The following is a 25,287-nucleotide window of genomic DNA, read 5'->3' as shown; positions in this document are numbered from 1 at the left end:
GACCCTGGACGCAGAACAGGCATGGATGCTGGTGATCATGTGGGTGTCGAGTCCGTATGACCACCGAGCGAGTCCATGCCTGCGCACCCATCTTCCCGCATGCCGTCATGTCTCCAGCAACTGGGGGACGCCTCCGGGCCTGCCCCGCTGAAAACGGTCGCTGACCTGCGGAATTATCTAGCCACGGTGCCTGACCCACGGGCCCGTCGAGGTATCCGTCACCCATGGACGGCCCTGCTCACCGCTGCGGCTGCCGCCGTTCTGGCCGGCGCTGCCTCGATCACAGCGATCGGCGAGTGGGTCGCCGACGCCCCGCAGCGCGTCCTGGCCCTGCTCGGGTTCCGGCCCGATCCGCTGACCGGCCTGATCCGCCCGCCCCATGCCACGACCATCCGCCTCGTCCTGGCCGCCGCGGACGGTGACGCACTGGACCGCGCCATCGGACACTTCCTCCAGGAACGCAAGGCCCCAGCCTCGGGACGGAAGATCATCGCCGTCGACGGCAAGACTCTCCGCGGTTCCCGCACCGCGAAACAGCCGGCCGTCGCCCTGATCGCAGCGATGACGCACAGCGGCCAGGTCCTCGCCCAACGACAGATCGACGGGAAGAGCAACGAGATCCCGGCCTTCGCTCCACTCCTGGACAGCATCGATCTGACCGGCGCCGTCATCACCGCCGACGCCCTGCACACCCAGCACGACCACGCCACCTACCTGCACAAACGCGGAGCCCACTACCTCGCCGTGGTGAAAAGGAACCACCCCGCTCTCCACGAGAGCGTCCGGCGCCTGCCCTGGCGCGACGTCCGCCTGGACCACTACGAACGCGGACGGGCCCACCACCGCGACGAGATCCGCCGTCTGAAGACCGCCACGTTCGCCCACCTCGACTACCCCCATGCCCGCCAGGCCCTCCAAGTCGTGCGCTGGAGACGCGATCTGGGCACGGGCAAGCTGACGATCGAACGGATCTACCTGGTCACGAGCCTGCCACCCGGCGCGGCCACGGGCAGCGAACTCGCCACCTGGATCCGTGGCCACTGGCGCATCGAGAACCAGCTCCACCATGTCCGCGACCGCACCTTCCACGAGGACGCCTCGAAGACCCGCACCCGCCGCCTGCCCCGCGTCATGGCCGGCCTGCGCAACCTCGCCATCGGTATCCACCGCCAGGACGGACACACCAACATCGCAGCCGCCCTCCGCCGCACCGCCCGTGACCACCTACGGCCCCTCACCGCCCTCGGGCTGGCATGACGAACCCGGACACAAGATCACTTCTCAAAGACCCTGCGTTCAGGTGTACGCCGACACGCCGCCATTCGCGGGCATTGGGGAATCGAAAATTCTTCCCACTACATCCGAGATGTCACGTTCGCTGAGGACGCCTCGACCATTCACACCGGCGCTGCACCCCGCGCCATGGCCACCATCCGCAACCTCGCCATCGGCACCCTGAAGATCCTCGGAGCCGACAACATCGCCAAGACCACCCGCGCCATTCGCCACGAACCCGAACGAGCACTCGCCATCCTGGGCATCACCAACAACCCAGACACTCAAGGAACTTGATCAAGCCCTGGGAGCTGCCGAACAATAACTCCTCGCTATTCGTGGGCTGTTGGGTCGTAGGATGCGGTGGTGTCGGAGGGGACGAAGGCGAAGTTGGTGGATGTGTTCGGGCTGTTGCTGCCACATCTCGATGAGCGGCAGCAGCGTCTGACGCTGGGTGCGGCGGCCCGTGTTCTGGGCCATGGAGGGATTCGCAGGGTGGCCCGGGCGGCCGGGGTGGCTGAGTCCACGGTGTCGCGCGGGAAGCGGGAGCTGGAGGACGCGGAGGAGTCCGCGGGTCGGGTCCGGGCGCCGGGCGCGGGGCGGAAGTCCTTGCGGGAGGTGGATCCGGGGCTGGTGCCCGCGTTGCTGGCGCTGGTCGGGCCGGACCAGCGGGGCGACCCGGAATCTCCGCTGCTGTGGACGGTGAAGTCCACCCGGAATCTGGCGGCCGAGCTGACGCGGCAGGGGCGCCGGGTCGGCTCGGACACGGTGGCCTCACTGCTGAAGGCGGAGGGGTTCTCTTTGCAGGGCACCGCGAGGACCACCGAGGGAGCCCGGCACCCGGACCGGGACGCCCAGTTCCGTTACATCAACGACCAGGTCACGGCATACCTCGCCGACGGGCAGCCGGTGCAGGTCCGCGCGCACGATTTTCCCGAGAAGGGCGCCCAGAAGGCGGTGCCCTACGGAATCTACGACATCGGCGCGGACGCCGGCTGGGTGTCGGTGGGCTGCGACGGGGACACCTCCGCCTTCGCCGTGGCCACCTTGCGCCGCTGGTGGAACGGTGAGGGGCGACGCCGCTACCCGCACGCTTCCCGCCTGTTGGTCACCGCCGACACCGGAGGCTCCAACGGCTACCGCGTGCGCGCCTGGAAGAAGGAACTCGCGGACTTCGCCTATGAGACGGGCGTCGAGGTGACGGTCTGTCACTTTCCGCCGGGAACTTCGAAGTGGAACAAAATAGAGCACCGGCTGTTTTCGCAGATCAGCATCAACTGGCGCGGCAGGCCCCTGACCAGCCACGAAGTCGTCGTCAGCACCATCGGAGCGACCACCACACGTAACGGACTGTCCGTCCACGCCGACTTCGACCCTGGCACTTACCCCACCGGGGTCACCGTCCCCGACAGTGTCATGGACCGCCTGCCCCTCACGCCACACGACTGGCACGGCACGTGGAACTACACCCTGCGCCCCGAACCCCTCGCCCCTGAACCGCCCCCGCCCAGTGCCGAGTTCGGGCGTTTCCCGGCCGGTGACAAGCTGCCTGCCTGGCTGCGGCACCCCAGCCTCACCGGACTCGAGCCCGCCGCCTTCGACGAGCTCACCGCCCGCTAGCAAGCCTGGTGCACCGAGCACCCGCCGATCTTCCTGCCCTGCAAGCGCCCCGACGGAGGCCCCGGCGCCGGCGGCAGACGGCTCTCCGTCGCCGACCAGCTCGTCGTCTTCCTCCTCAAGAAGCGCTGGTCCATGGACCAGGCACCGCTCGCCGAGGCAACCGGCCTGCCCAAAAGCAGGATCGGCGCCACCCTCCGGGAGGCCACCCCCGTCCTCGCCGCGCTCGGGCACATCGTCTCGACCGGCGCCCTCACCGTGACCACGGCCCAACAGCTCGCCGAGATCGCCGGGCACGACCTCACACCCCCGTGATCCTCACCAAGAACGAGGAGTTATTGTTCGGCAGCTCCCTGGGAGGAGACAGCGCAGAAACAGCTGACTACACGAGTGGGCGCACAGGCATAGCTTCGAAGCGCAGCAACATAGCGCGGGATCGCCGGTTAGCCAAACCGGCGTTTCCCCGGATCATTGATGGTCCACCGCCACGACCTGCACCTACGTCGAAAGGAAACACCAAGACGGCTGTAATTTCAAAGCGTCGCGCGACTGTCGGCTATCTGGGCTACCGCAGAGTTTCCGTGGAACGGGTGCCGTGGGCGCTCAAGTTCGCTCGAAGCGCGTCGCAGCATCCCAAGCTGACCTCGGGCGGGGTGGCCTACTCATCGGCATCAACCTCAGCGCGCAAGGTGTGGTGACCGACCCTCACTTACGTCACTTGCTTTTTTGATCATTCCCGGGTCAGCACCGGGACCTACCGACCCTGCCGCGCGGCGCCACACATATTGAGCAGCTTCAAATCCCATTGGCTGCACGCAAGCCGCACCGCCTTAGCAACTGGAGCATCCGAATTGCACAGACAGACCAACGATATGCAAAGCACCCGTTACAGCCCTACACACATCCGCGCCACCTGGGACGGAACGGGGAGCGTGGAAGACGCCTCCAGGGCGTTGGGGTTCTCTCGGGCGAAGGGCTACGACCTGGTGCGTCGCGCGGAGTTCCCGTGCCGCGTGCTACGCATCGGACGTAGCACGCGTATCGTCACCGCGTCCTTGCTCCGCGTGCTCGAAAGTGGAGTGCCGGAGTACAACGTTGCCCACGCCAGCCGCTGCACTCCGTCATAGCTCCTGCGCACGACGAAGCCCCGCCGGGCTCGGCGGGGCTTCGTCGTGCGCAGGAGCCCGTATGGCGTGCCTGCAGGAAAGCGGACCGCATTGCGGTACAACTGCCCTGACGTCCCAGGTCAGGTCCAGGGTAGCGGGTAGCGATCGGCAGCGGGCTGCGTGTAGGGATGCCACCCACTACCAGGCCAGCGGAGCGATGCGGCCGCGTGATGAAGCGGGCAAATACTAGGCGGTGACGGGTGACGGGCTGGCGACCGCCGCGCCAGCAGTCCCATGACGGTCGATCCACGCGGTCCCCGCAATGTCGGAGGGAAAGGCAGTGCCGCAGACGCCTCCCAAGGCGTTGGGCTTTGCAGGGGCTAACGCTGCGACCTGGTTGCTCGCGAAGAATTCCGAGGTCTGATGCCGCGCATCGGCCGTAAAACGCGTGTCGTCACCGCGCCCTTGCGTCGGGTGCTCGAGAGAGGAGGCACCGAGTGCAACGGGGCTCAAGGCGGACGCGGAAACTCACCTACTCAGAAGCCCCGCCGGGCCGCACCTGCGGGGCTTCTCGTCGCACTCCGCTCTCACACGCCTATCACCGACTGAGCCGACTCCACCGGACCGGAATGCCCTGACCTGGCATTACGCGCTCATCTTGGACCGGCCTGGACGCCCACGGACGGTCTCTACAACCTGTGCCATGTGGTACCCAGGGAGGGACCCAGGATCAGGACGGGAGCCTCTTCTGGCCCGTCAAAGCGGTATTGCAGGGTGTTCGACGGTGTCTCACTCACGTATCACGGACGCCCCTATAACGCGGGGGCGCGGGAAACCGGTCTGACCAGGTTGAAGACCTCGCGGGCTGCGTATCGCTTGAGGCATCGGATGATCTCACGGCGGGTCTTGCCCTCCTGGGCGCGGCGTTCGTAGTACGCCTGGGTGCGAGGGTCGTGGCGCAGGCGGGTGAACACGATGCGGTACAGGGCCGCGTTGGCCTGGCGGTCCCCGCCGTAGTTGAGCCGACGCGTGCTCCGACGGCCAGAGGAGTACTCGATGGGGCTGACTCCGCAAAGGGCGGCCAAGGATGCCTCGGTGTTCAGCCGCTCAGGCGTGTCGCACTTCGGTGTCCGGCCACCTCGCGAGCCGAGCTTCCGCCGGTTGCGGATTCGGCAGTGGACCGCGATGCGCTGACCGACGGTGACTCCAAGCTCAGCCGTCCGCGGCGGGCGGCCTCAGCCGCCCGCACCATCAGCGCGCCTACGCTCCCAGCGAGTCCAGTGCCCGCCGGGACCCCTGCACCGCCGTCCGCTGCATCAGGTCCACCACACCTCTGACACCCGCCATCTCCGACCCTCCACCGGCCCGCCCGGGGCCGCCGTGCCGCAGCCCCGGCAGCGGTGACCCGTGTCCGGTGGTCTGCCCCATGGTCAGCGAGTCGAGCAGGTGCAGCCGCCCGTGCCAGGCCGCCGTCTCGCATACGAACGCGCTCGTCCAGTCGACGTCGTCGCTCACCGTCGACGCGGCGAGGCTGCCCCGCCCCCGCGCCAACAGATCCGCCGCGTGCCCGGTGTCGCGGTACGCCAGCACCGTCGCCGCCGGTCCGAACGGCTCGACCTCGTGGGGCGCGGCGGCCTCGGGGTCGGCGGAGATGAGGAGGGTGTCCAGGAAGGCGCCCCGCTCGGGGTCGGCGTCGACCGCCCGCACTTTCGCCGGGTCGCCGTGTACGAAGCGGCCGGACCCCGCGATACGGCGTACCGCGCGCCGTACGTCGTCGCGCTGGGCGAGGCTGACGACCGGGCCCATCCGGACGCCCTCGGCGCCGGGGTCACCGACGGTCACTCCGGCCAGTTCGGCACAGATCGCGTCGAGGGCGGCGGACTCCTGCTCCCGGGGGACGAGGACGCGGCGGATCGCGGTGCACTTCTGGCCCGCCTTCACCGTCATCTCGGTCACCACCTCGCGCACGAACGCGTCGAAGAGCGGTGAGCCGGGTGTGACGTCGGGGGCCAGGACGATCGCGTTGACGGAGTCCGCCTCGGCGTTGAATCGGACCGAGCGGGACACCAGGCGGGCATGGGTGCGCAGGGTCTCGGCGGTGGCGGCGGAGCCGGTGAAGGAGAGGACGTCCTGCTCGCCGAGCAGGTCGAGGGCCGGCCGTACCGAGCCCACGACCAGTTGGAGGGTCCCCGACGGCAGGACACCGGCCTCCGTCAGGATCCGGACCAGGTGCTCGGTGAGGTACGCGGTCGGGGTGGCCGGCTTCACCACGCTCGGCATGCCCGCCAGCACGGCCTGGGCCAGCTTCTCCAGCGGGGCCCAGACGGGGAAGTTGAAGGCGTTCACCTGGAGCATCAACCCCGGGGAGGGGGTGACGAGGTGGACGCCCAGGAAGTCCTCGCCCCGCGCGAGGCGTTCGGCGGGGCCCTCGACCAGGTAGGGGGCGTCCGGGAGTTCGGTGCGGGCTCGGTCGGCGTAGTCGCGCAGGACGCGGATGCCGCCGTCGATGTCGTAGCGGGCGTCGTTCAGGGTGGCTCCGGCGCGGGCAGAGAGGGCGTAGAGCTCCTCGCGGCGGGCGCGGACGGCGGCGGCGACGGCGTCCAGGAGGTCGGCCCGCCGGTGGAAGGTCAGGGCCCGCAGCGCGGGGCCGCCGACGCGGCGGGCGTGGCCGAACGCCCCGGTGAGGTCGAGGCCGGCGGAGGAGACACGGCAGACCAGGTCTCCCGTGACCGCGTCGTGCACGTCGGTCGCGGACCCGTCCGTGGCCGTGGGGGTGACCCAGGTGTCCTGCAGATAGCTCTGGAGCATGGTGGGGCCCGCTTTCTTCGAGAACGTCGAGGAGGGTTACGGAAGGTGCGCCGTTCACTCGGCCGGGTGGTGGCCCCAGATGTCGGCGGTGTAGACCCGGCTGACCCAGGTGCTCTCGTCGACCTGCACGCCGCCCGCGCCGATCTCGATGCCGAAGCCGGCCGGCGAGGTCATGTAGAAGGAGAACATCCCGTCGTTGGCGTGCTTGCCGAGCGTGGCCATGAGTTTCACGTCGTGCTCACGCGTTCGGTCGAGGGCGCGGCCGACCTCCTCCGGGCTGGTCACCTCACACAGGATGTGGTGGGTTCCCTCGTTCTTGTACGACCGGATGAACGCGATGCTGTGGTGCCTTGGGTTGCAGCCGAGGAAGTAGAAGGTGCCCCAGGGGTAGTCGGCGGTGTCGCTGAGCCGGAATCCCAGGACGTCGCAGTAGAAGTCGACCGCCGCCTGCACGTGCGGCGTCTTCATCACCACGTGCCCGAGCCCCTGCTCTCCGGTCACGAAGTCGACGCCCAGCGGCGAGACGAACTGGCTGGGGGCCAGGCGGCGGCCGCAGAAGAGCTCGGTTCGGATGCCGAGGGGGCCGGTGAAGTGCACCATCCGGGCCACCTGGCGGTCCTGGCACTCCTCATCGGTGCCGACGGACACGTCGACTCCGGCCTCCTTGAGGCGCACCGTCATCTCCTCGACGGCCGCCGGGTCGCGGACCTCCCAACCGATGACCGTCACGCCGCCCGTCGGCGCCTCGGTCAGCCACATGCGGAAGGGGTGCTGGTCCATGCGCAGGCGGTAGCGGACGTGATCGCCGCCCGCGGCTGAACCGCTGTCGGATGCGGTCCCGGGCTCGACCGCGAGGCCGATCACTGTGCGGGCGTACTCAGCCCATGTTGTCGGGTCGGGCGCACCGATGCCCACGTACCCAAGGCTCTGGATCGTCATGGCGAAGACGGTATTTGTTAGACCCTTGACGGTCAAGACTCATACGAATACGTTGACGCCATCGAGCCGAGGAGGTCTCCGATGCCGGGAGAAGTGCCCGAGAAGAAGGCCCGCCTGCAGCCCGTCGACGAGAGCGAGCTGCACGAGAAGACACTGGCGTCGCTGGCGCCGTACCGCGATCAGGACGGCCGGATCTACACGATCTGGGCGACCCTGGCCCACCACGAGGACGCGCTGCGCCGCTTCATCGTCTTCGGCAACCATGTGCTGGGGAAGAACACCCTGCCGCTGCTGTCCCGCGAGCTGATGATCCTGCGGATCGCGGCCCGTGCGCAGGCCGCGTACGAGTGGGACCAGCACGTCCGGATCGCCCGCCGCGCCGGGCTCGCCGACGACACGATCCTGGCCGCCGTGAACGGCGACTGGGACGGGCTCGACGAGCTGGACCGGGTGCTGCTCACCGCCACCGACTCGCTCCTGGACCACCAGGGCGTGGACGACGAGCTCTGGGGCCGGCTGACCGCCCGCCTGAGCACCGAGCAGGTCATCGACGTCCTCTACACCGTCGGCCAGTACCTGACCATCGCCACCGTCATCAACACGCTCGGTGTGCACGTGGAGGGCGAGCTCGCCCTGCCCCTGCCCCGGCCCCGTGACCAGAAGGAAGAAGCCGCATGAAGCTCGCCAACCTCGCCGGCCGCCCGGTCGTCGTCCGCGACGACCTCGCCCTCGACATCGTGGACGCCAGCAAGGGAGCGATCGAGCCGCGCCTGGAGGTGCTCTGCGACCTCGCCCTCCACGACGAACTGCGCGCGATCGCCGAGCGCGCCGACGAGGCCGACTGGAAGCCCTTCGACCCGCACGACCTGGGCCGCGTCGCCAAGCCGTACAAGGCGATCGGAGTCGCCCTGAACTACCGCGCGCACGCCGAGGAATCCAACCTCCCCGTGCCGGACGAGCCGTCGGTGTTCGCCAAGTTCGCCTCGTCCGTGGTCGGCCCCTACGACTCGATCGTGGTGGAGCCGCAGTACGACAAAGTGGACTACGAGGCCGAGCTCGTCGTGGTCATGGGCAGGGCAGGCAAGAGCATTCCCGAGGGCGACGCGTGGTCCCACGTCGCCGGCGTCACCGCGGGTCAGGACATCAGCGACCGCAAGGAGCAGTGGCGCAAGCCGATCAACCAGTTCACGCTGCCGAAGTCGTACGACACCTTCAGCCCGATCGGCCCGTACCTGGTGACGCCGGACGAGTTCGCCGACCCCGACGACATCGAGGTGGCCGGCTGGGTCGACGACCTCGAAGTGCAGCGGGGCCGCACCTCGGACCTCATCTTCAGCGTGCCCGAGCTGATCGCCTGGCTGTCGAAGCGGGTGACGTTCGAGCCCGGCGACCTGATCTTCACCGGCACCCCGGCCGGCTGCGGTGTCCGCCGCACTCCTCGCCTCTACCTCACCGAAGGTAAGGTCCTGCGGACCGAGGTGACTGGCGTGGGAACCATGGTCAATCCGGTCGTCGCCGGCTGATGCCGGCCGGGCCGGCCGAAGAAGGGTGGGACATCGTGACGGATTCCGTGCGGGAAGAGGCCACGGGCGCCAGCCGGACCCGGGCGTTCTCGGAACTGTTGCGCCACCACCATCGCGAGCTGGGCACGACCGATCCCCGGGACCTCGACGCGATCGAGATGGTCACCGACCTCACCCGGCTCGAAGCCCGGCTGACCAAGGACTTCGAGAAACACGTCCACCGGCCCCTGGGGCTGACCTGGGCGGGCTTCAGGATCCTGAACGCCCTGTGGGTCTACGGCCCCCTCGCCCAGCAGGACATCGGGCGGGTCTCCGGATCCACCCGCGCCAGCATCTCCAGCGCGCTGACGACGCTGGAGAGCCGCGGCCTGATCACCCGTGAACGCGTCGAGTCCGACCGCCGTCAGCTGTGCGTCGAGCTCACCTCCGAGGGTCGCGACACGCTGCGGCAGGCCATCGAGGCCCAGACAAAGCGCGAGCGGGCCTGGACCGGCGTCCTGCGTGACGACCAGCTCAGTGAGCTGGTGCATCTCTTGCGTACGCTGGTCAACCAGGAGACCCCGGCCGACGACGCCTGAGCCCGACGAGCCCGGCCTGCACCTGCGCGGAGCCCCTGTGGCATCCCCTGCAACGCGGCCTCTCAGATCGTCAGAACTTTTACCGTCAAACCTCTAACGAGTTTCCCCGAGGCCGTTTAACGTTCAGCCACCTTCCCCTGACGCCCTTCGCGTCGGTTCCTCAAAGGAGAGAGTCATGGTCCGTCGTGTCGTCACCGGAGTCAGCCCGAGCGGCAAGCCCGTGATCGTCAGTGACGGTGAGCCGCCGCGCACCCGTCAGTTCACCCACACCCCCGGCTTCGCCCGCTCCGTGGTGTGGAACACGGCCTCTCCCGCCGTCCCGTCCGAGGACCCGACGGCAGACCTCACGAACTTCGTCCCGGCTCCCGGCGAGACGGTCGCCCTGACCGTCACCTTCGCGCCGGGCAGCGTCTACGCCGACCCGTCCTGGGACCCGATCGCCGCGGCGGACGAGCAACTGGAGGCCAGCCCCGGTCTCGCCGAGCTCTTCGAGCCCGACAACCCCGGCATGCACACCACCCCGACCGTCGACTACGGCGTCGTCCTGAGCGGCGAGATCGTCCTCGACCTCGACGGCGGCGAGACAGCGGTCCTGAGGCCCGGCGACATCGTCGTGCAGAACGCCACCCGGCACGCCTGGCGCAACAACGGCACCGAGCCCGCCACCATGTTCTTCGTCCTCATCGGCGCGGGCGACATCTCATGAGCCCCCTGACGACGGCGGCGCCCGGCGCTCCGGTCGTCGACCTGGACCTCGCCGACCTGCGCCGCGACCCCTACCCCGCCTACGCCGAGCTGCGCCGCACCGCTCCGCTCGCCTGGGTGCCCTCGGTCGGCCGGCACCTGCTCACCCGGTACGAGGACATCGTCCACGCGGAGAAGCTGCCCGAGGTGTTCAGCTCCCGTGAGGAGGGCTCGCTGCTGCTGCGCACGGTCGGCCCCAACATGCTCCGCGAGGACGACCCGAACCACCGCAGGCTGCGATCCGCCGCCGAGCCGCCCACCCGCCCACGCCAGGTCCGAGACCTGTGGGCGGCCTCCTTCGAACGCACCGCGCACGAACTGCTCGACCGCATCGCCGGCCGCGGCGAGGCCGACCTGATCGCCGACTTCGCCGAGCCGCTCGTCGCCGCCAACCTGGCCCTGGTCCTGGGCCTGCGCACGGCGAGCGCCGAGGACATCGCCGACTGGTCGCGGGCGATGATGGCCGGCAACAGCAACTACGCCGACGACCCCGACATCTGGCTCCGCGCCGAGCGGGCCACCCGGGCCATCGAGGGCGCGGTCGCCGAAGCCGCCGAGACCGCCCGGCGCGAGCCCGACGGCTCGGTGATCTCCTCCATGATCCACGCGGCCGGGCCGGTGGAACTCGCGGAGATCCAGAACAACGTCAAGGTCATCATCGGCGGGGGCGTCAACGAGCCGCGTGACGTCTTCGGGGTGGGCGCCTGGGCACTGCTGAACCGCCCCGGGGTGCTGGACCGGGTCCTGGCGGATCCGGCGAGCTGGAAGCGGGTCTTCGAGGAGACCGCCCGCTGGGTCTCGCCGATCGGCATGTACCCGCGCCAGCTCACCCAGGAGTACGAGATCGCCGGGGTGACCCTCCCGGCCGGCAGCCGCGTCGCCCTCGTCATCGCCTCCGGCAACCGGGACGAGGCGGTGTTCGAGCGGGCCGACGAGTTCGACATCGACCGGCCGCACCGCCCGCACCTCGCCTTCGGCGGCGGTCCGCACTTCTGCATGGGCGCGTGGGTCGCGCGCCACGAGGTCAGCGCGATCGCCTGGCCCCTCGTCTTCAGCCGCCTGAAGGGACTGCGCCTCGCCGAAGGCGCGACAGCATCCGACAGCGACTCCGCCGCAGGCCGCATGGACGGCTGGGTGTTCCGCGGGCTGACCTCGCTGAACGTCACCTGGCAAGCAGCCTGAGCCGTCCCCATCGGGAGGACTTCATGCCCACCGTCATCTTCCAGTTGCCCGACGGGACCGAACGCAAGGTCACCGCCGCGTCGGGGACCGCGCTCATGCAGGCGGCCGTCTCGAACGGCGTCCCGGGCATCGTCGCCGAGTGCGGCGGCAACGCCTCCTGCGCCACCTGCCACGTCTACGTCGACGCCGCGCAGTCCGAGTCGGCGGGCCCGCCGAACGACGTCGAGGACGAGATGCTGGACTTCACCGCCTCCGAACGCCGGCCCACCAGCCGGCTCAGCTGCCAGCTCCAGCTTTCCGACGCCCTGGACGGACTGGTCGTCCACGTGCCCGAGGAGCAGGTATGACGACGAGCGGCGCCCCGGGAGTGGTCGTGGTGGGCGGCGGGCAGGCCGGTTTCAGCGTCGCCTCCACCCTGCGCGCCTCCGGATACGGCGGTCCGGTCACCGTGTTCGCGGCCGAGCCCCATCTGCCGTACCAGCGGCCGCCGTTGTCGAAGAAGGCCCACACCGACCACGACGACCTGCGGGTCTCGCTGGTCCCGGAGACCTTCTACCGCGAGCGGGACATCGACCTGCGGCTCGGTGACGACGTGGTCGCCCTCGACCCGGCCGCCCGCACGGTCCGCATCCGCTCCGGCCTGAGCGTCCCGTACGCCCACCTGGTCCTGGCGACCGGCGCCCGCAACCGCCCCCTCCCCGTGCCCGGCGCGGACCTCGACGGCGTCCACGCCCTGCGCTCCCTCGACGACGCGCTGGCCATCGGCCGGGCACTGACGACGGCCCGCGATGTGGTCGTCATCGGCGGCGGCTTCATCGGCCTCGAACTGGCCCAGGTCGCCCGTGCCCGTGGCGCCCACGTCACCGTCGTGGAACTCACCGACCGGTTGCTGAGCCGGGCGCTCTCCGCCGAGGTGGAGTCGCATGTGCGGGAGAGGCACGAACGGGCGGGCGTACGCGTCCTCACCGGGACCGCCGTACGGGTCCTGGAGGGCTCCGGCCGGGTCGAGCGGGTCGTGACCTCCGGCGCCGTCCTTCCCGCCGACCTCGTCGTGTACGGCATCGGCGCCGCGCCCCGCGACGAGCTGGCGCGGGACGCCGGCCTCGCCGTGGACGACGGCGTGCTGGTCGACGAACAGTTGCGCTCGGTCTCCGACCCGCGGATCTCCGCGGTCGGCGACTGCGCCCGCCACCCCCACCCGCACGCGGACGGACCGGTCCGGCTGGAGTCCGTGCAGAACGCCACCGACCAGGGGGTTCTGGTCGGCCGACGCATCGCCGGGCAGGCATCGGCGCCGTACGAGAGCCTGCCGTGGTTCTGGAGCGACCAGGGTGACATCAAGCTGCAGATCGCCGGGCTCCGGGCGCCCTCCGACGACGTACGTCTGACGGTCGGCGACTCCCCCGAGCGACTGGCCGCGTACGCCTTCCGGGACGGTCTGCTCGTGGCCGTGGAGACCCTGAACTGGCCCGCCGAACATCTCGCGGCCCGCCGGCTCCTCGAACGGCGGACCCCGGTGACCGCCTCCGACCTCACGGGGACGACCCTCGGCGCGCTCGCCCGGGCCAGACGCGCGGCGGAGGTACGGGCATGACGCGTACATTTGGTGCTCATCTGGCCGTCAGCGCGGTCGAGGCCGGTTCCCGGACCGCCCTCGTCTTCCAGGACCGCTCGTGGACCTACGCCGAGCTGGACCTGGCGGTGCGGCGGGCCGTCGCCCGCCTCGACAAGTACGGGGTACGCAGGGGCGACCGGGTGGTGATGCAGGGGGCGGCCCGGCCCGAGGCCCTGATCACGCTGTTCGCGGTGACCCGGATGGGGGCGGTGCTCGTCCCCCTGCACCCGCAGGTGACCGGCGGCGAGCTCGCGGTCGTGTGCGAGGAGACCCGGCCGGTGGCGGTGGTCGCCGACGAGGGCTTCCCTGCGGGCACGGGCCTGAGGCTGGCCTGGGAGGATCTGCACCCCGCGGGGGACGAGGGGCCCGAGGCTCCCGAACCGGACGCCCCGGCCGACTCCGACGTCGCGGTCATAGCGTTCACGTCCGGCACTTCCGGCCGGCCCAAGGGCGTGGCGCTGACCCACGACAACCTGTACTGGAGCATGGTCAACGGGCTGGCACGGCTGCCCTTCGGGGAGACCGACACCACGCTCGTGTCCACCCCGCTGGCCCATGTCGCGGTCCTGGGCGGGCTCCCGCAGTACACCTGGGCCCGGCGCGGGACGGTGATCCTGGCCCCGCGCTTCGACCCGGACCTGTTCGTCGACCTGGTCCGCGACCACCGGGTCACCTGCGCCTTCGCGGTACCGGCCATGTCCGCGCTGCTGGCCCGCCACCCCCGGTTCGGCAGCCGTGACCTCGACACCCTGCGCTGGATCCTGTCCGGCGGATCACCGGCCCAGACCGCCACCCGCGAGCAGTTCCGGGCCCGCGGGATCGGTGTGGTCAACTCCTACGGCCTGACGGAGACCGCGGCCGGGGTGACGTACTCGGCGCCCGACGAACCGGCGACCTGCACGGGACCACCCGTCCCGCAGGCTGAATTGAGGGTCGTGGACGCGACCGGGACGCCCGCACCGGCCGGCACGCCCGGCGAGATCTGGGTGCGCGGCCCCTCGGTTGCCTCCGTGTACTGGACCGCCGCCGGGCCGGTGCCGGTGACCGACGGCGAAGGCTGGTTCCACTCCGGGGACCGCGGGGTGTTCGACGAGGACGGCCGGCTGTCGGTCGTCGGACGGCTGAAGGACATCATCATCACCGGCGGGGAGAACGTCGATCCCGCCGAGGTCGAGAACGCCCTCGCCGACCTTCCCGGCGTCGTCGAGGTCGCCGTGTCCGGGGCGCCGGACCCCCTCTGGGGCGAGGTCGTGACCGCCTTCCTCGTCGCCGAGTCCGGCAACCCGACCCTGGACGACGTCCGAGGTCACCTCGACGGCCGGCTCGCCCGGCACAAGTGGCCGCGCCGCCTGTGCGTGGTGCCCGCCCTGCCCCGCGGGGCCACCGGAAAGCTGCAGCGCGCACGGCTGATGACGCTGCTGGACGGCTGACCACCCGTCGGAACAACCGCTCAACCCCTCTCTCATCTTCCTACAACACCCCGAGACCGCGCCGCCGTTGGTGCCGTCTCCCCCATCCCTACCCTCACCCCGAGGAGACGCCATGAGTGCGACCATGCGAGCCGCGCGGATGCACCGCGTCGGCGAGCCGATGAAGCTCGAGGAACTGCCCGTTCCCGAGCCCGGCCGCGGTGACGTCCGCGTGGCCGTCCACGCCGTCAACATCGTCCCCAACCTCGCCAACATCCTGAACATGTGGACCACGTGGTTCCCCCACAGCCCCCTGCCCACCCTGCCGGCGATCTTCGGCCTCGATCCGGCGGGCGTGGTCGAGGCGGTCGGCGAGGGCGTCCAGGCGTTCAAGCCGGGCGACCGGGTCTACGTCAACCCGGGCCGCTCCTGCGGCTCCTGTCGTTCGTGTCGCAGCGGTGACTCGATCAACTGTGCCAGCTACGCCTTCGCCGGATATTTCGGTTTCTCCCCGACCGCTGTCGACCTGCTCGACCGCTACCAGGGCGGCCTCGCCGAGTACATGGTGGCTCCGGCGTACAGTCTGGTGAAGCTGCCGGACTCGCTCTCCTTCGAGGCCGCCGCCCGCTTCGGCTACATCGGCACCATGTACTCGGCACTGCGCAAGGCCGAGGCCGGTCCGGGCAAGACGATCCTCATCAACGGCATCAGCGGCACGCTGGGCATCGCTGCCGCGCTCCTCGCTCCCGCCATGGGCCTCACCCACGTGTACGGCACCGGCCGGGACAAGGCCCTCCTCGACCAGGTCGGCAAGCTGGCGGGCGGCCGGCTGCACCTGCACTCCCTCGACGACGGCCCGCTGGACGACTGGGTCCGCGAGGAAACCGGCGGCTACGGCGCCGACATCTACATCGACGCCCTCGGCCCGGGCGCCCCGCACGAGACGTTCCGGGCGGGCATGCGGGCGATGGCGCGCGGCGGCATCGCCGTCAACATCGGCGCCATGGCCGGTGATCTGCCGATCGACATCCACCGGATGATGGACCAGCAGCTGCGGCTGATCGGCTCGGCGTGGTTCACCTCCGGCGAGGGCCAGGCCATGGCCGACATGGTCGAGGCCGGTCTGCTGGACCTGAGCCCCCTGGAGCACGAGGTGTACCCCCTGGAGCAGGTCAACGAGGCCATCAGCGGGATCGCCGTGCGCAACGGCGGCTTCAGCAACTTCATCATCAGCCCGACGGCCACGGCCTGACCCCTGCGAGATCCCTGGAGAATGTGATGCACGCTCAGCAAGCCGGGCGACCGGCCGACCCCCTCGACCTTCTGGAACTCGACAGCCTGCTCACGCCGGACGAGCGCGCCGTGCGCGAGGCGGTGCGCACCTTCTGCGACCGGCGCGTCGACCCGCACATCGCCGGTTGGTTCGAGCAGGGGGAGATCGAGGACATCCGCGGACTCACCAAGGAGCTCGGTGAACTCGGCCTGCTGGGCATGCACCTGGAAGGCTACGGCTGCGCCGGCATGAGCGCGGTCGACTACGGCCTGGCCTGCCTGGAACTGGAGGCGACCGACTCCGGGCTGCGCTCCCTGGTCTCCGTCCAGGGCTCCCTGGCCATGTACGCGATCCACGCCTTCGGCTCCGAGGAGCAGAAGGAGGAGTGGCTGCCGCGGATGGCGGCGGGTACGGCCATCGGCTGCTTCGGCCTGACCGAACCCGACTCCGGCTCCGACCCCGGCAGTATGCGCACCGCCGCCCGCCGCGACGGTGGGGGCACCTCCCGCTCGAGCGAAGCCGAGAGTGGGGGAGACTGGGTCCTCGACGGCCGCAAGATGTGGATCACCAACGGTTCGGTGGCGGATGTCGCCGTCGTCTGGGCGCGTACGGAGGACGGCATCCGCGGCTTCGTCGTCCCCACCGACACGCCGGGCGTCTCAGCACCCGCGATCAAGCACAAGATGTCGCTGCGGGCGTCGGTGACCAGCGAGCTGGTGCTGGATTCCGTACGGCTGCCGGGCAGTGCGGTCCTGCCCGGCGTGCGGGGACTGCGCGGACCGCTGTCCTGCCTGAGCGAGGCCCGCTACGGCATCGCCTGGGGCGCGATGGGCGCCGCCCGGTCCGCCTTCCGGGCGGCGCTGGCCTACGCCGGCGACCGGGTCCAGTTCGGCCGCCCGATCAGCGGCTTCCAACTGACCCAGGCCAAGCTGACCGACATGTCCCTGGAGCTGAACAAGGGTTTCCTGCTGGCCCTGCATCTGGGCCGCACCAAGGACGACCGGGGCCTGCGTCCCGAGCAGGTCAGCTACGGCAAGCTCAACAACACCCGGGCGGCGCTGGAGATCTGCCGCACCGCACGCACCGTGCTGGGCGCCAACGGCATCTCGCTGGAGTACCCGGTCATCCGGCACGCCAACAACCTGGAGTCGATCCTCACCTACGAGGGCACGGTCGAGATGCACACCCTGGTGATCGGCCAGGCGCTGACGGGGCAGGCGGCCTTCCGGTGAGTTCGGACATTCGCAGAGTCGGGGTCGTCGGCTGCGGTCTGATGGGCGCGGGCATCGCCGAGGTCTGCGCCCGGGCGGGGCTGGACGTGGTGGTCCACGAGGTGAGTCCTGGGGCGGCCGAGGCCGGCCGGGCCCGGATCACCGCCTCGCTCGACCGGGGCGTACGACGTGGAAAGCTCACCGGCGCGGAACGGGACGCCGCACTCGACCGGCTGCGGGTCACCCTCGACCTCACGGATCTCGCCGACCGGGACCTGGTGGTGGAGGCGGCTACGGAGGACGAGAAGGTCAAGGTCGAGCTGTTCGCCGAGCTCGACCGGATCGTCACCCGGGAGGACGCCCTCCTGGCATCGAACACCTCCTCCCTGCCCATCATGAAACTGGGCACGGCCACGACGCGCCCGCAGCAGGTGATCGGGGTGCACTTCTTCAATCCCGTGCCGGTGCTGGAGCTGGTCGAGATCGTCCCGTCGCTGTTGACGGCTCCTCAAGCTCAAGCGCGTGCGGAGCGGTTCGTCACCGGAGTGCTGGGCAAGAAGGTGATCCGCGCGCAGGACCGCGCCGGGTTCGTGGTGAACGCCCTGCTCGTGCCGTACCTTCTCTCGGCGATCCGGATGCTGGAGTCCGGCCACGCCTCCGCGGAGGACATCGACACCGGCATGGTCCTCGGCTGCGCCCACCCCATGGGTCCGCTGAGCCTGGCCGACCTGATCGGCCTGGACACCCTCACCGCCATCGCCGAGGCGATGTACGCGGACTTCAAGGACCCGCAGCACGCCCCGCCTCCCCTGCTGCTGCGCATGGTGGAGGCGGGTCTGCTGGGCCGAAAGTCCGGGCGCGGCTTCCACGACTACTCCGAGAAGGGCAGCTGACCTCATGGCGCAGGAAGTACGTGGTGTGATCGCTCCGGGCAAGGGCGAGCCTGTGCGGGTGGAGACGATCGTGATCCCTGGTCCCGGCCCCGGTGAGGCGGTGGTTCGGGTCCAGGCATGCGGGGTGTGCCACACCGACCTGCACTACAAGCAGGGCGGCATCAGCGACGACTTCCCCTTCCTGCTCGGCCATGAGGCGGCGGGCGTGGTGGAGTCGGTCGGCGCAAACGTCACCGATGTCGCGCCCGGTGACTTCGTCATCCTCAACTGGCGTGCGGTGTGTGGGAATTGCCGGGCCTGTCGGCGCGGGCGGCCCTGGTACTGCTTCAACACCCACAACGCCCGGCAGAAGATGACCCTCGCCGCAAGTGGCCAGGAGCTTTCGCCCGCCCTGGGCATCGGCGCCTTCGCGGAGAAGACCCTGGTCGCGGCCGGGCAGTGCACCAGGGTCGACCCGTCGGTGGCGCCGCAGGTGGCCGGGTTGCTCGGCTGCGGAGTGATGGCCGGCATCGGTGCGGCGGTCAACACCGGCAATGTGGGCCGGGGCGACACGGTCGCCGTCATCGGTTGCGGCGGGGTGGGCGATGCGGCCGTGGTGGGTTCCCGTCTGGCCGGCGCGGCGAAGATCATCGCGGTGGACATCGACGACGCCAAGCTGGCCAAGGCCCGGGAAATGGGCGCCACCCATACCGTCAACTCCCGTGAGACGGATGCGGTCGAGGCGATTCGTGAGCTGGCCGGCGGCTTCGGCGCGGACGTGGTGATCGAGGCGGTGGGCCGTCCGGAGACGTACAAGCAGGCGTTCTACGCCCGCGACCTGGCCGGCACGGTGGTCCTGGTAGGGGTCCCGACGCCGGAGATGAAGCTGGAGCTGCCGCTGTCGGACGTCTTCGGCCGGGGTGGATCGCTGAAGTCGTCCTGGTACGGCGACTGCCTGCCCTCCCGTGACTTCCCGATGCTGATCGACCTGCACCTGCAAGGCCGCCTGGACCTGGGCGCGTTCGTGACCGAGACGATCCAACTAGATGAGGTGGAGAAGGCGTTCGAGCGGATGCACCACGGAAACGTCCTGCGCTCGGTGGTGGTGCTGTGATGGGCGCCCGCGTGGCCTCGAGGGGCAGGCAGTGCAGCAGATCCGTCAAAAGAGCGCTGAACTTTGCATAAACAAATCATCGAGCCTGGTTGGTCGCGGAGAGTTCCCGAGTCACGTACTGTGCATCGGGTGTAAGCCGCGTGTCGTCGCCGCGTCCTTGTTCCGATGATGACGACGACAATGATGCCCACCCCGGACGCTGCAACCCCGCCTACTCAGAAACCCCCGACGGGCTGCACCTGCCGGCTCCTCGTCGAACGCCGCTCTCACACAGCCCCTATGAGCGGGGGGCTGACAACTGCTGCGTGGTTCATCAGTAAACCTCAGTGTTTCTCATCTGCTATCTTGATCGTGTGAAGCTTTCCGAGTGGGCGGCACGCAACGGCGTGCACTACCAGACCGCGTGGGCGTGGGCGAAAGAGGGCCGTATGCCGGTCCCTGTGCGCCAGACGCCATCCGGGACGTGGCTGGTCGACGAGCCCGCCTCGGAGGCATCCGGCCGGGTCGTGGCGTACTGCCGGGTCTCATCGGCGGACCAGAAGCCGGACCTTGACCGGCAGGTCGCCCGCGTGGTCCAAGGAGCTACCGGGCTCGGCCTGCCGGTTGCGCAGGTCGTGACCGAGGTCGGCTCGGGGCTGAACGGGCGGCGCCGCAAGCTGCACCGGCTGCTGTCCGACCCGCAAGCGGCGGTGATCGTGGTGGAGCACCGCGACCGGCTGGCCCGGTTCGGCGTCGAGCACCTGGAGGCCGTGCTATCGGCGTCCGGGCGGCGGCTGGTCGTCCTCGACCCCGCCGAGACCGCCGATGACCTGGTGCGGGACATCACCGAGGTACTGACGTCGATGTGTGCGCGCTTGTACGGGCGGCGGGCTGCGAAGAACCGGGCCGCCCGCGCGGTGGCCGTAGCGACCGGCGAGGCCGCCGAGTGAAGAAGTTCCAGCCGCAGCCCGGGTTCGTGGTCCAGGCGTTCCGCTTCGCCCTGGACCCGAACGCCGCCCAGGAGGCCGCGTCGCGCTCGCACTGCGGTGCCGCGCGGGCCGCCTACAACTGGGCTGTCGGCTGGGTGACCGCCTCGTGGTGGCAGCGGAAGGCCGAGGAGACCTACGGCGTCCCCGAGGAGGACCTGACCGAGTGGCGGCCGTGGTCGCTGCCCGCCCTGCGGAAGGCGTTCAACACCGCCAAGTACACCGACCCGCGTTTCGCGTCCTGGTGGCAGGAGAACTCCAAGGAGGCGTACAGCACCGGCCTGGCCAACGCGTCGGCCGCGTTCGACAACTACGCGAAGTCGAAGAACGGCAAGCGTCGCGGCAAGCGGGTGGGCGCGCCCCGGTTCAAGTCGAAGCGGAAGGCTCGTCCGTCCTGCCGGTTCACCACCGGCACGATCCGTGTCGACACCGACGGCCGGCACGTGACGCTGCCCCGGCTGGGCACGGTCCGCGTCCACGAGCCGACGCACAAGCTCCTCAACCGTGTCCAGGGCGGGACGGCCCGGATCCTGTCCGCGACGGTCCGGCATGAACGCGGACGCTGGTTCGTGTCCTTCCAGGCAGAGGTGAAGCACGACCTCGAGCGCGTCACGCGCCCGGACGTGACGGTCGGCATCGATCTCGGGGTGAAGACCCTCGCGGTGACGGCCGACAGCACGGGCGAGATCCGCACCGTCGCGAACCCCGGACACTACGACCAGGCGCGCAAACAGTTGCGCCGCGCGTCCCGTGTCGTCTCCCGCCGCCAGGGCCCCGACCGCAGGACCGGCCAGAAGCCCTCGAAGCGGTGGGAGAAGGCCAACGCCCAGCGGAACAAGGTCCACCACCGCGTCGCGAACCTCCGCGAAGACGCCCTGCACAAGCTCACCACGAGTGTCGCGGCCGAGTACGGCACTGTCGTCGTCGAGGACCTCAACGTCGCCGGGATGCTCCGCAACCGGCGCCTGGCCCGCCGTATCGCCGACGCCGGGTTCGGGGAGATTCGCCGCCAGCTCGACTACAAGACCCTCCAGCGCCACGCCCCCGCATGGTGGTCGCGGACCGCTGGTACCCGTCCTCGAAGACCTGTTCCGGGTGCGGCGCGGTGAAAGCCAAGCTGCCGCTGCACGTCCGGACGTACGAATGCGACGCCTGCGGCCTGGTTCTCGACCGGGACGACAACGCCGCACTCAACCTCGCCGCTCTCGCGGCAGCCTGCGTGACTGGTACCGGAGTGGCCGGAGACCAGGACACCGCCCCGGCGGTGTCGAAGCCTCGTGGAGCCGACCACAAGACCCGCGCCACCCGCCCCCGCCGCAAGGCGAGCGCGGGGCGGGCAGGTGGCGCAACCCTGCCGCACCAGCGGCAGACGGAAGCGAGAGACCGTACTCAAGCCGAAGCCCTCACGCTCTGGTGATGAGACGGACCTTCCGGGCCGGAATGCCCGGAATGCTGAGAGCCGCTGAGGCTCTGAGCAACGGCTGGCTGTAGCTGTTTTACCAGGTGGAAGACCTCCCGGGCCGCGTAGCGTTTGAGACAGCGGACGATTTCGCGCCGCGTCTCGCCCTCCTTGATCCGCCGCTCGTATTAGTCCTGAGTGCGCGGGTCGACCCGCAGGCGGGTGAACACGATGCGGTGAAGCGCGGCGCTGGCCTGCCGGTCGCCGCCGCGGTTGAGGCGACGGAATCGCCTGCGTCCCGAGGAACGCTCGACAGGGCTGACACCGCACAGCGCGGCGAACGACGCCTCGCTGTCCAGCCGTTCCGGGTTGTCCCCCACCGTGATCAGCAACGTGACCGCCGTGTCCGGGCCGATCCCCACCACGTCGAGCAGCTGTGGGGCATGCCGTTCCACAAGCCGGGTCAGACGAACGTCCACCTCCCGAATCTGCTCGGAGAGCTGGCCGATCCGGTGAGCCAGCAGACCCAGCGTGATCCGAGTGGCCTGCAGCACCCACTCCTCACCGTCCTCCTCCTCGCAACTGCTCGCGCGGCGAACCGCGTACAGGTCCGGAAGAGTTCGGCATTGCCCAGTCCGGCCAGTTCTTCCCGCAAGGCAGAATCCGCAGTAATCAGGGGGGACTTGAGCTCATTGATGGCCTGCGTGCGCGCTTTGACGGCCGACACCTTCGTTAGTTTGTACATTCTCGCGATCTGCACCGGCCCGTCGCCCGATTTCGCCCGGGCGCGGGCACGCCCGCTCAATACGGCTCGCGCCGCATTCTGAGCATCAAGCGGATCCGGTTTGCCGCGCCGACGGCGATCTACCCGATCCTCGCGCGTCCCTGCGACAGTGGCGATCCCATCGATGTCCCCGACTGGCTGTCGAAGGAACCGCCGCCCGAGTACAGGTCCACTTGGAGCGTGGACGGCTGGGAGATTCCCGGCGCTGTAGTGGCGGCGAGGCCGGCGTTGGACTCCGCCCTTCAGCGCCTGAAGGCACTCGCCGACACCCTCCCGGTGGGAGCGGACATCGCGGCGGGACGAATCGACCTCACGCACGCAGAACGAGAGCGGTGGCTCGCAGCCCGGGAAGAGTGCAGGCGACTGGCCGCCGTACTGGCGACCCACCCAGGGCTGCCCACGACCCACGACCCGTTCAGTGCCCGCAGGGCTGTCTTCGCCGCCGCGCGCACAGCTCAAGCCGTGGAACCCGCCAACGCGACGTATCAGCCCTAAAAAGCTCGCTTTGTCCAGGCTTCTCGGCGTACGGAACACCCGGGTCTTCTTGGTGACACGGCGTGGCCCTGTTGCGACGACCTTGCCGTCCCGCGTCTTCTCGATGAGCGAGATTACCTGCGCGGGACGGTAGACCGTCTCGAACAGCGTGTACTGCTGAAGGTCCTCGACCATCCGCCCGCCGGGCCTGCCGACGATGAACTCCAAGAGCATTCGGCGCAGTGGATCCGTGTTGGGCTCAAACTCCAGGTCCAGGGCCTGTTGTTGCACGCCCTCGGGATCCGGGTACTGGCATGCGGTGGCCAACTCTGGCATCAGATCGAGCAGGCGGGCCACTCGTGCCCCCTTGGCCCAGGCCCTCGGTGCCGTACTCGACCGGGTGGCCGCCGCCTCCGGATCCGGCCTCGCCATCGCAGGCCGGTCGAGCGGAACCCGGTCGGTCTGCTGACCGAGGAATCTTCACCGCGGCGTTTGCCGAGGGGCAGGCGCCCGTGGGAGGTCATCGCCTCTGCCGCAGGGTGCCTGCCGCTCTTCGACCGAGCCGACATGACTGCTCCGGCGCTCTTGCCCACTGGAGCAGCCGATCGGTCGGCCTTCCCGTCGCTTGCGGTCAGGCCGCAGGCACCACGGGCAGGATGATGCGGGAGGGCCGGGTGGGGTCGTGGAAGACCTGCTGGCGGGCCACTCGGGCCGTGGTCGCGCGCTCCTCGGGTTCGCCCGTGTTGAGGTTGCGGTCCCAGCGGGGGAAGTTGCTGGAGGTGACCTGGACCCGTATCCGGTGACCTGCCCGGAAGACGATGCTGGTCGACCACAGGTCCACGACGTGCTCGGCCGCCTCGCCCGGTGACGCCGCGCGCACCCGCACGATGCCGTCGGCCACATTGCGGGAGACACCGTTCTCGTCTACGTCGCACAGGCGTGCCACCCAGTCGGTCGAGGGGCCGTCCGTGGCGGCGAAGAGCAGCGCCCGGACGCGGCCGGTCACCTCGACGTCCTCGGCGAGGGGTTCGGTGGTGAAGACCAGGACGTCCTCGCGCGCCTCCACGGCCCTCTGGTCGAGCGGCCCGGGACGGAACTCGTCGGACAGCAGCGACGCGCCGCCGGTGGTGGGCACCGGATCCGTCGGATCGTAGGTGAACTCCTCGGCCTGCTCGGCGACAGCGGGCGGCTCCCGCGTCAGGCGTCCGTCGGCGCGCAGGTGGAAGTCCGTGTCCACGGCCCGCGACAGGGGCCATTCGGTCTCCTCGCGCCACTGGTTGACGCCCATGAGGAACAGCAGCACCCTGCCCGTGTCCGGCTCCAGCGCCTCACCGTCGCCGATCGTACGCTGGAACCAGTCGAACTGGAGGCCGTGCAGGGGTCCGCGCATGCCCATGAAAGCGGAGTTCGCGCCGAACCCGAAGTTGACGTCGCCGATGACGTGCTGCTGGTTGGCGTGACTCCACGGACCCATGATCAGCGTGGCGGACCGGCCGGCGCGGCGCATGGCGGTGAAGTTGTCGAGCGTGCCCTGGGCGAAGATGTCGTACCAGCCGCCGACCTGGAAGGTGGGCAGGTCGACCTCGTCGTGCCGGCCCGCGACACGGCAGGACCGCGCCCACTCGGGCTCCCGCCGGGAACGCTCGTAGCCCAGCTCGGGCAGATCATGCCGAACGAACGCGGGGAACCGCCCGGCGGGCAGTTCGCCGTAGCCGCCGTCGGCCAGGCCGTCGAGATCCTGCACGAGACCGCCGAGGCTGCTCACGAGCGTGGCCGGGTCGGTGCTGTGACGGCGCATCAGCGCGTCGGCGCCCATCATGAGGGACCAGGGCGCGGTGATGCCGAGTTCGATCGCGCCGCCGCGCGTCCACAGTCCGTCGTCCGGGTCGGACCACGTGACCATCGGCGCGATCGCCTTCAGCTCCGGCGGCTTGGACAGCGCCGCCATCCACTGGGTGTTGCCGAAGTAGCTGGCGCCGATCATGCCGACGGAGCCGTTCGAGCCGGAAAGGGCGGCGGCCCACCGTACGGTGTCGTAACCGTCGCTCTCCTCGTACGTCCACGGCTCCCACTCACCCTCGGAGGCGAACCGGCCGCGGGTGTCCTGGATGACCACCATGAAGCCACGCCGAGCCGCCGCCAGGGGATCGAGGAGGGCGATCGCCAGGGCCATCTGCTTGCCGTACGGCAGCCGGCTCAGCAGCACCGGCCACGGCCCCGTACCTCCGGGGCGGTAGACATCGGCGCGCAGCACCGTGCCGTCACGCATCTGAGCCGGAACATCGAACTCGATCTGAATCTCTGCCACGGGCCTGCTCCTTTGCATGCCACGACGCTGTCGGACACATGGTCGAACGTGGCCCCCGTCCCGCACTACACCCGAACGGGGGTGGCTACGG

Annotated in this window: 22 protein-coding genes and 2 pseudogenes; 19 read left to right on the top strand and 5 right to left on the bottom strand. The window is 69.9% G+C overall.

Annotation, left to right across the window (positions count from 1 at the left end; all coding sequences use genetic code 11):
- Positions 1–75 precede the first annotated feature (75 nt).
- From QA802_RS34345 to QA802_RS34335, 3 genes and pseudogenes are all read left to right on the top strand, one after another.
- Positions 76–1,257 carry an ISAs1 family transposase gene (locus tag QA802_RS34345; protein ID WP_443042216.1) on the top strand — a complete coding sequence of 394 codons (1,182 nt, stop codon included), beginning with the start codon at positions 76–78 and terminating at the stop codon, positions 1,255–1,257.
- Between the two features lie 165 nt (positions 1,258–1,422).
- Positions 1,423–1,572, top strand: coding sequence for a hypothetical protein (locus QA802_RS34340; RefSeq protein WP_334531071.1), 150 nt, complete (start codon positions 1,423–1,425; stop codon positions 1,570–1,572).
- A gap of 96 nt (positions 1,573–1,668) precedes the next feature.
- A pseudogene (locus tag QA802_RS34335) lies at positions 1,669–3,207 on the top strand (ISAzo13 family transposase).
- Between the two features lie 1,603 nt (positions 3,208–4,810).
- Here QA802_RS34335 and QA802_RS34325 read toward each other — a convergent pair.
- The 3 genes and pseudogenes from QA802_RS34325 to QA802_RS34315 all read right to left on the bottom strand — a co-directional run.
- Positions 4,811–5,116, bottom strand: a pseudogene (locus QA802_RS34325) (transposase); the annotation flags it as partial.
- A gap of 142 nt (positions 5,117–5,258) precedes the next feature.
- Positions 5,259–6,806, bottom strand: coding sequence for a phenylacetic acid degradation bifunctional protein PaaZ (gene paaZ / locus QA802_RS34320; RefSeq protein WP_334531068.1), 1,548 nt, complete (start codon positions 6,804–6,806; stop codon positions 5,259–5,261).
- 54 nt (positions 6,807–6,860) lie between these two features.
- Complete coding sequence (locus QA802_RS34315) at positions 6,861–7,745, bottom strand: VOC family protein (RefSeq protein WP_334531065.1); 885 nt, start codon at positions 7,743–7,745, stop codon at positions 6,861–6,863.
- An 81-nt stretch (positions 7,746–7,826) separates the two neighbouring features.
- On the opposite strand from QA802_RS34315, the gene QA802_RS34310 reads away from it, so the two are divergent.
- The 15 genes from QA802_RS34310 to QA802_RS34240 all read left to right on the top strand — a co-directional run bounded on the left by QA802_RS34310 (position 7,827) and on the right by QA802_RS34240 (position 21,648).
- On the top strand, positions 7,827–8,423 hold the full coding sequence (locus QA802_RS34310) for a carboxymuconolactone decarboxylase family protein (RefSeq protein ID WP_334531062.1): 597 nt from the start codon (positions 7,827–7,829) through the stop codon (positions 8,421–8,423).
- A complete protein-coding gene (locus QA802_RS34305; protein WP_334531059.1) occupies positions 8,420–9,268 on the top strand; it encodes a fumarylacetoacetate hydrolase family protein in 849 nt (282 codons plus the stop codon). The genes QA802_RS34310 and QA802_RS34305 overlap by 4 nt, the downstream gene beginning before the upstream one ends.
- A 35-nt stretch (positions 9,269–9,303) precedes the next feature.
- Positions 9,304–9,846: a MarR family winged helix-turn-helix transcriptional regulator gene (locus QA802_RS34300; protein WP_334531056.1), complete on the top strand. Its 543-nt coding sequence runs from the start codon at positions 9,304–9,306 to the stop codon at positions 9,844–9,846.
- Positions 9,847–10,021: 175 nt separating this feature from the next.
- Positions 10,022–10,552, top strand: coding sequence for a cupin domain-containing protein (locus QA802_RS34295; RefSeq protein ID WP_334531053.1), 531 nt, complete (start codon positions 10,022–10,024; stop codon positions 10,550–10,552).
- Positions 10,549–11,772, top strand: coding sequence for a cytochrome P450 (locus QA802_RS34290; RefSeq protein WP_334531050.1), 1,224 nt, complete (start codon positions 10,549–10,551; stop codon positions 11,770–11,772). The genes QA802_RS34295 and QA802_RS34290 overlap by 4 nt, the downstream gene beginning before the upstream one ends.
- A gap of 23 nt (positions 11,773–11,795) precedes the next feature.
- Positions 11,796–12,119 carry a 2Fe-2S iron-sulfur cluster-binding protein gene (locus tag QA802_RS34285; RefSeq protein WP_334531047.1) on the top strand — a complete coding sequence of 108 codons (324 nt, stop codon included), beginning with the start codon at positions 11,796–11,798 and terminating at the stop codon, positions 12,117–12,119.
- Positions 12,116–13,366, top strand: coding sequence for an NAD(P)/FAD-dependent oxidoreductase (locus QA802_RS34280; RefSeq protein ID WP_334531044.1), 1,251 nt, complete (start codon positions 12,116–12,118; stop codon positions 13,364–13,366). Before QA802_RS34285 ends, QA802_RS34280 begins: the two co-directional genes overlap by 4 nt.
- Positions 13,363–14,817: a class I adenylate-forming enzyme family protein gene (locus tag QA802_RS34275; RefSeq protein WP_334531041.1), complete on the top strand. Its 1,455-nt coding sequence runs from the start codon at positions 13,363–13,365 to the stop codon at positions 14,815–14,817. The genes QA802_RS34280 and QA802_RS34275 overlap by 4 nt, the downstream gene beginning before the upstream one ends.
- Before the next feature lie 112 nt (positions 14,818–14,929).
- A complete protein-coding gene (locus tag QA802_RS34270; RefSeq protein WP_334531038.1) occupies positions 14,930–16,048 on the top strand; it encodes an alcohol dehydrogenase catalytic domain-containing protein in 1,119 nt (372 codons plus the stop codon).
- Positions 16,049–16,074: 26 nt separating this feature from the next.
- Positions 16,075–17,301, top strand: coding sequence for an acyl-CoA dehydrogenase family protein (locus tag QA802_RS34265; protein WP_334531035.1), 1,227 nt, complete (start codon positions 16,075–16,077; stop codon positions 17,299–17,301).
- Positions 17,298–18,173 (top strand): 3-hydroxybutyryl-CoA dehydrogenase, encoded by an 876-nt coding sequence (locus QA802_RS34260; protein ID WP_334531032.1) that lies wholly within the window; start codon positions 17,298–17,300, stop codon positions 18,171–18,173. Before QA802_RS34265 ends, QA802_RS34260 begins: the two co-directional genes overlap by 4 nt.
- 4 nt (positions 18,174–18,177) lie before the next feature.
- Entirely contained in the window at positions 18,178–19,266 is a 1,089-nt protein-coding gene (locus QA802_RS34255) for an S-(hydroxymethyl)mycothiol dehydrogenase (RefSeq protein WP_334531029.1), read from the top strand.
- A gap of 353 nt (positions 19,267–19,619) precedes the next feature.
- A complete protein-coding gene (locus tag QA802_RS34250) occupies positions 19,620–20,195 on the top strand; it encodes an IS607 family transposase (RefSeq protein WP_334523457.1) in 576 nt (191 codons plus the stop codon).
- Positions 20,192–21,340 carry an IS607 family element RNA-guided endonuclease TnpB gene (gene tnpB / locus QA802_RS34245; RefSeq protein ID WP_334531026.1) on the top strand — a complete coding sequence of 383 codons (1,149 nt, stop codon included), beginning with the start codon at positions 20,192–20,194 and terminating at the stop codon, positions 21,338–21,340. The genes QA802_RS34250 and tnpB overlap by 4 nt, the downstream gene beginning before the upstream one ends.
- A complete protein-coding gene (locus tag QA802_RS34240; protein ID WP_334523451.1) occupies positions 21,337–21,648 on the top strand; it encodes a zinc ribbon domain-containing protein in 312 nt (103 codons plus the stop codon). The genes tnpB and QA802_RS34240 overlap by 4 nt, the downstream gene beginning before the upstream one ends.
- 170 nt (positions 21,649–21,818) lie before the next feature.
- Here the strand turns inward: QA802_RS34240 and QA802_RS34235 are convergent, their stop codons facing one another.
- The gene (locus tag QA802_RS34235; RefSeq protein WP_334531023.1) at positions 21,819–22,184 is read right to left on the bottom strand and encodes a transposase; all 366 of its coding nucleotides are present in this window, start codon (positions 22,182–22,184) and stop codon (positions 21,819–21,821) included.
- Positions 22,185–22,594: 410 nt separating this feature from the next.
- Here QA802_RS34235 and QA802_RS34230 point away from each other — a divergent pair, with 410 nt between their 5' ends.
- A complete protein-coding gene (locus tag QA802_RS34230) occupies positions 22,595–22,909 on the top strand; it encodes a DUF8825 domain-containing protein (RefSeq protein WP_334531021.1) in 315 nt (104 codons plus the stop codon).
- 610 nt (positions 22,910–23,519) lie between these two features.
- On the opposite strand, the gene QA802_RS34225 is transcribed toward QA802_RS34230, so the two are convergent.
- Positions 23,520–25,196, bottom strand: coding sequence for a CocE/NonD family hydrolase (locus tag QA802_RS34225; protein ID WP_334531018.1), 1,677 nt, complete (start codon positions 25,194–25,196; stop codon positions 23,520–23,522).
- Positions 25,197–25,287: the final 91 nt, after the last annotated feature.

The organism is Streptomyces sp. B21-105 (assembly GCF_036898465.1).
GTDB lineage: Bacteria > Actinomycetota > Actinomycetes > Streptomycetales > Streptomycetaceae > Streptomyces.
Note: the sequence above shows the minus strand (reverse complement) of the source record. Positions and strands in the feature narration are given on the sequence as shown.

Bases quoted from the DNA above. Each gene is read 5' to 3' on its own strand.
- QA802_RS34290 (WP_334531050.1), top strand. From the start codon at position 10,549: ATGAGCCCCCTGACGACGGCGGCGCCCGGCGCTCCGGTCGTCGACCTG.
- QA802_RS34310 (WP_334531062.1), top strand. From the start codon at position 7,827: ATGCCGGGAGAAGTGCCCGAGAAGAAGGCCCGCCTGCAGCCCGTCGAC.
- QA802_RS34285 (WP_334531047.1), top strand. From the start codon at position 11,796: ATGCCCACCGTCATCTTCCAGTTGCCCGACGGGACCGAACGCAAGGTC.
- QA802_RS34280 (WP_334531044.1), top strand. From the start codon at position 12,116: ATGACGACGAGCGGCGCCCCGGGAGTGGTCGTGGTGGGCGGCGGGCAG.
- QA802_RS34295 (WP_334531053.1), top strand. From the start codon at position 10,022: ATGGTCCGTCGTGTCGTCACCGGAGTCAGCCCGAGCGGCAAGCCCGTG.
- QA802_RS34305 (WP_334531059.1), top strand. From the start codon at position 8,420: ATGAAGCTCGCCAACCTCGCCGGCCGCCCGGTCGTCGTCCGCGACGAC.
- QA802_RS34255 (WP_334531029.1), top strand. From the start codon at position 18,178: ATGGCGCAGGAAGTACGTGGTGTGATCGCTCCGGGCAAGGGCGAGCCT.
- QA802_RS34340 (WP_334531071.1), top strand. From the start codon at position 1,423: ATGGCCACCATCCGCAACCTCGCCATCGGCACCCTGAAGATCCTCGGA.
- QA802_RS34345 (WP_443042216.1), top strand. From the start codon at position 76: ATGCCTGCGCACCCATCTTCCCGCATGCCGTCATGTCTCCAGCAACTG.
- QA802_RS34265 (WP_334531035.1), top strand. From the start codon at position 16,075: ATGCACGCTCAGCAAGCCGGGCGACCGGCCGACCCCCTCGACCTTCTG.
- QA802_RS34275 (WP_334531041.1), top strand. From the start codon at position 13,363: ATGACGCGTACATTTGGTGCTCATCTGGCCGTCAGCGCGGTCGAGGCC.
- QA802_RS34270 (WP_334531038.1), top strand. From the start codon at position 14,930: ATGAGTGCGACCATGCGAGCCGCGCGGATGCACCGCGTCGGCGAGCCG.
- paaZ (WP_334531068.1), bottom strand. From the start codon at position 6,806: ATGCTCCAGAGCTATCTGCAGGACACCTGGGTCACCCCCACGGCCACG.
- QA802_RS34315 (WP_334531065.1), bottom strand. From the start codon at position 7,745: ATGACGATCCAGAGCCTTGGGTACGTGGGCATCGGTGCGCCCGACCCG.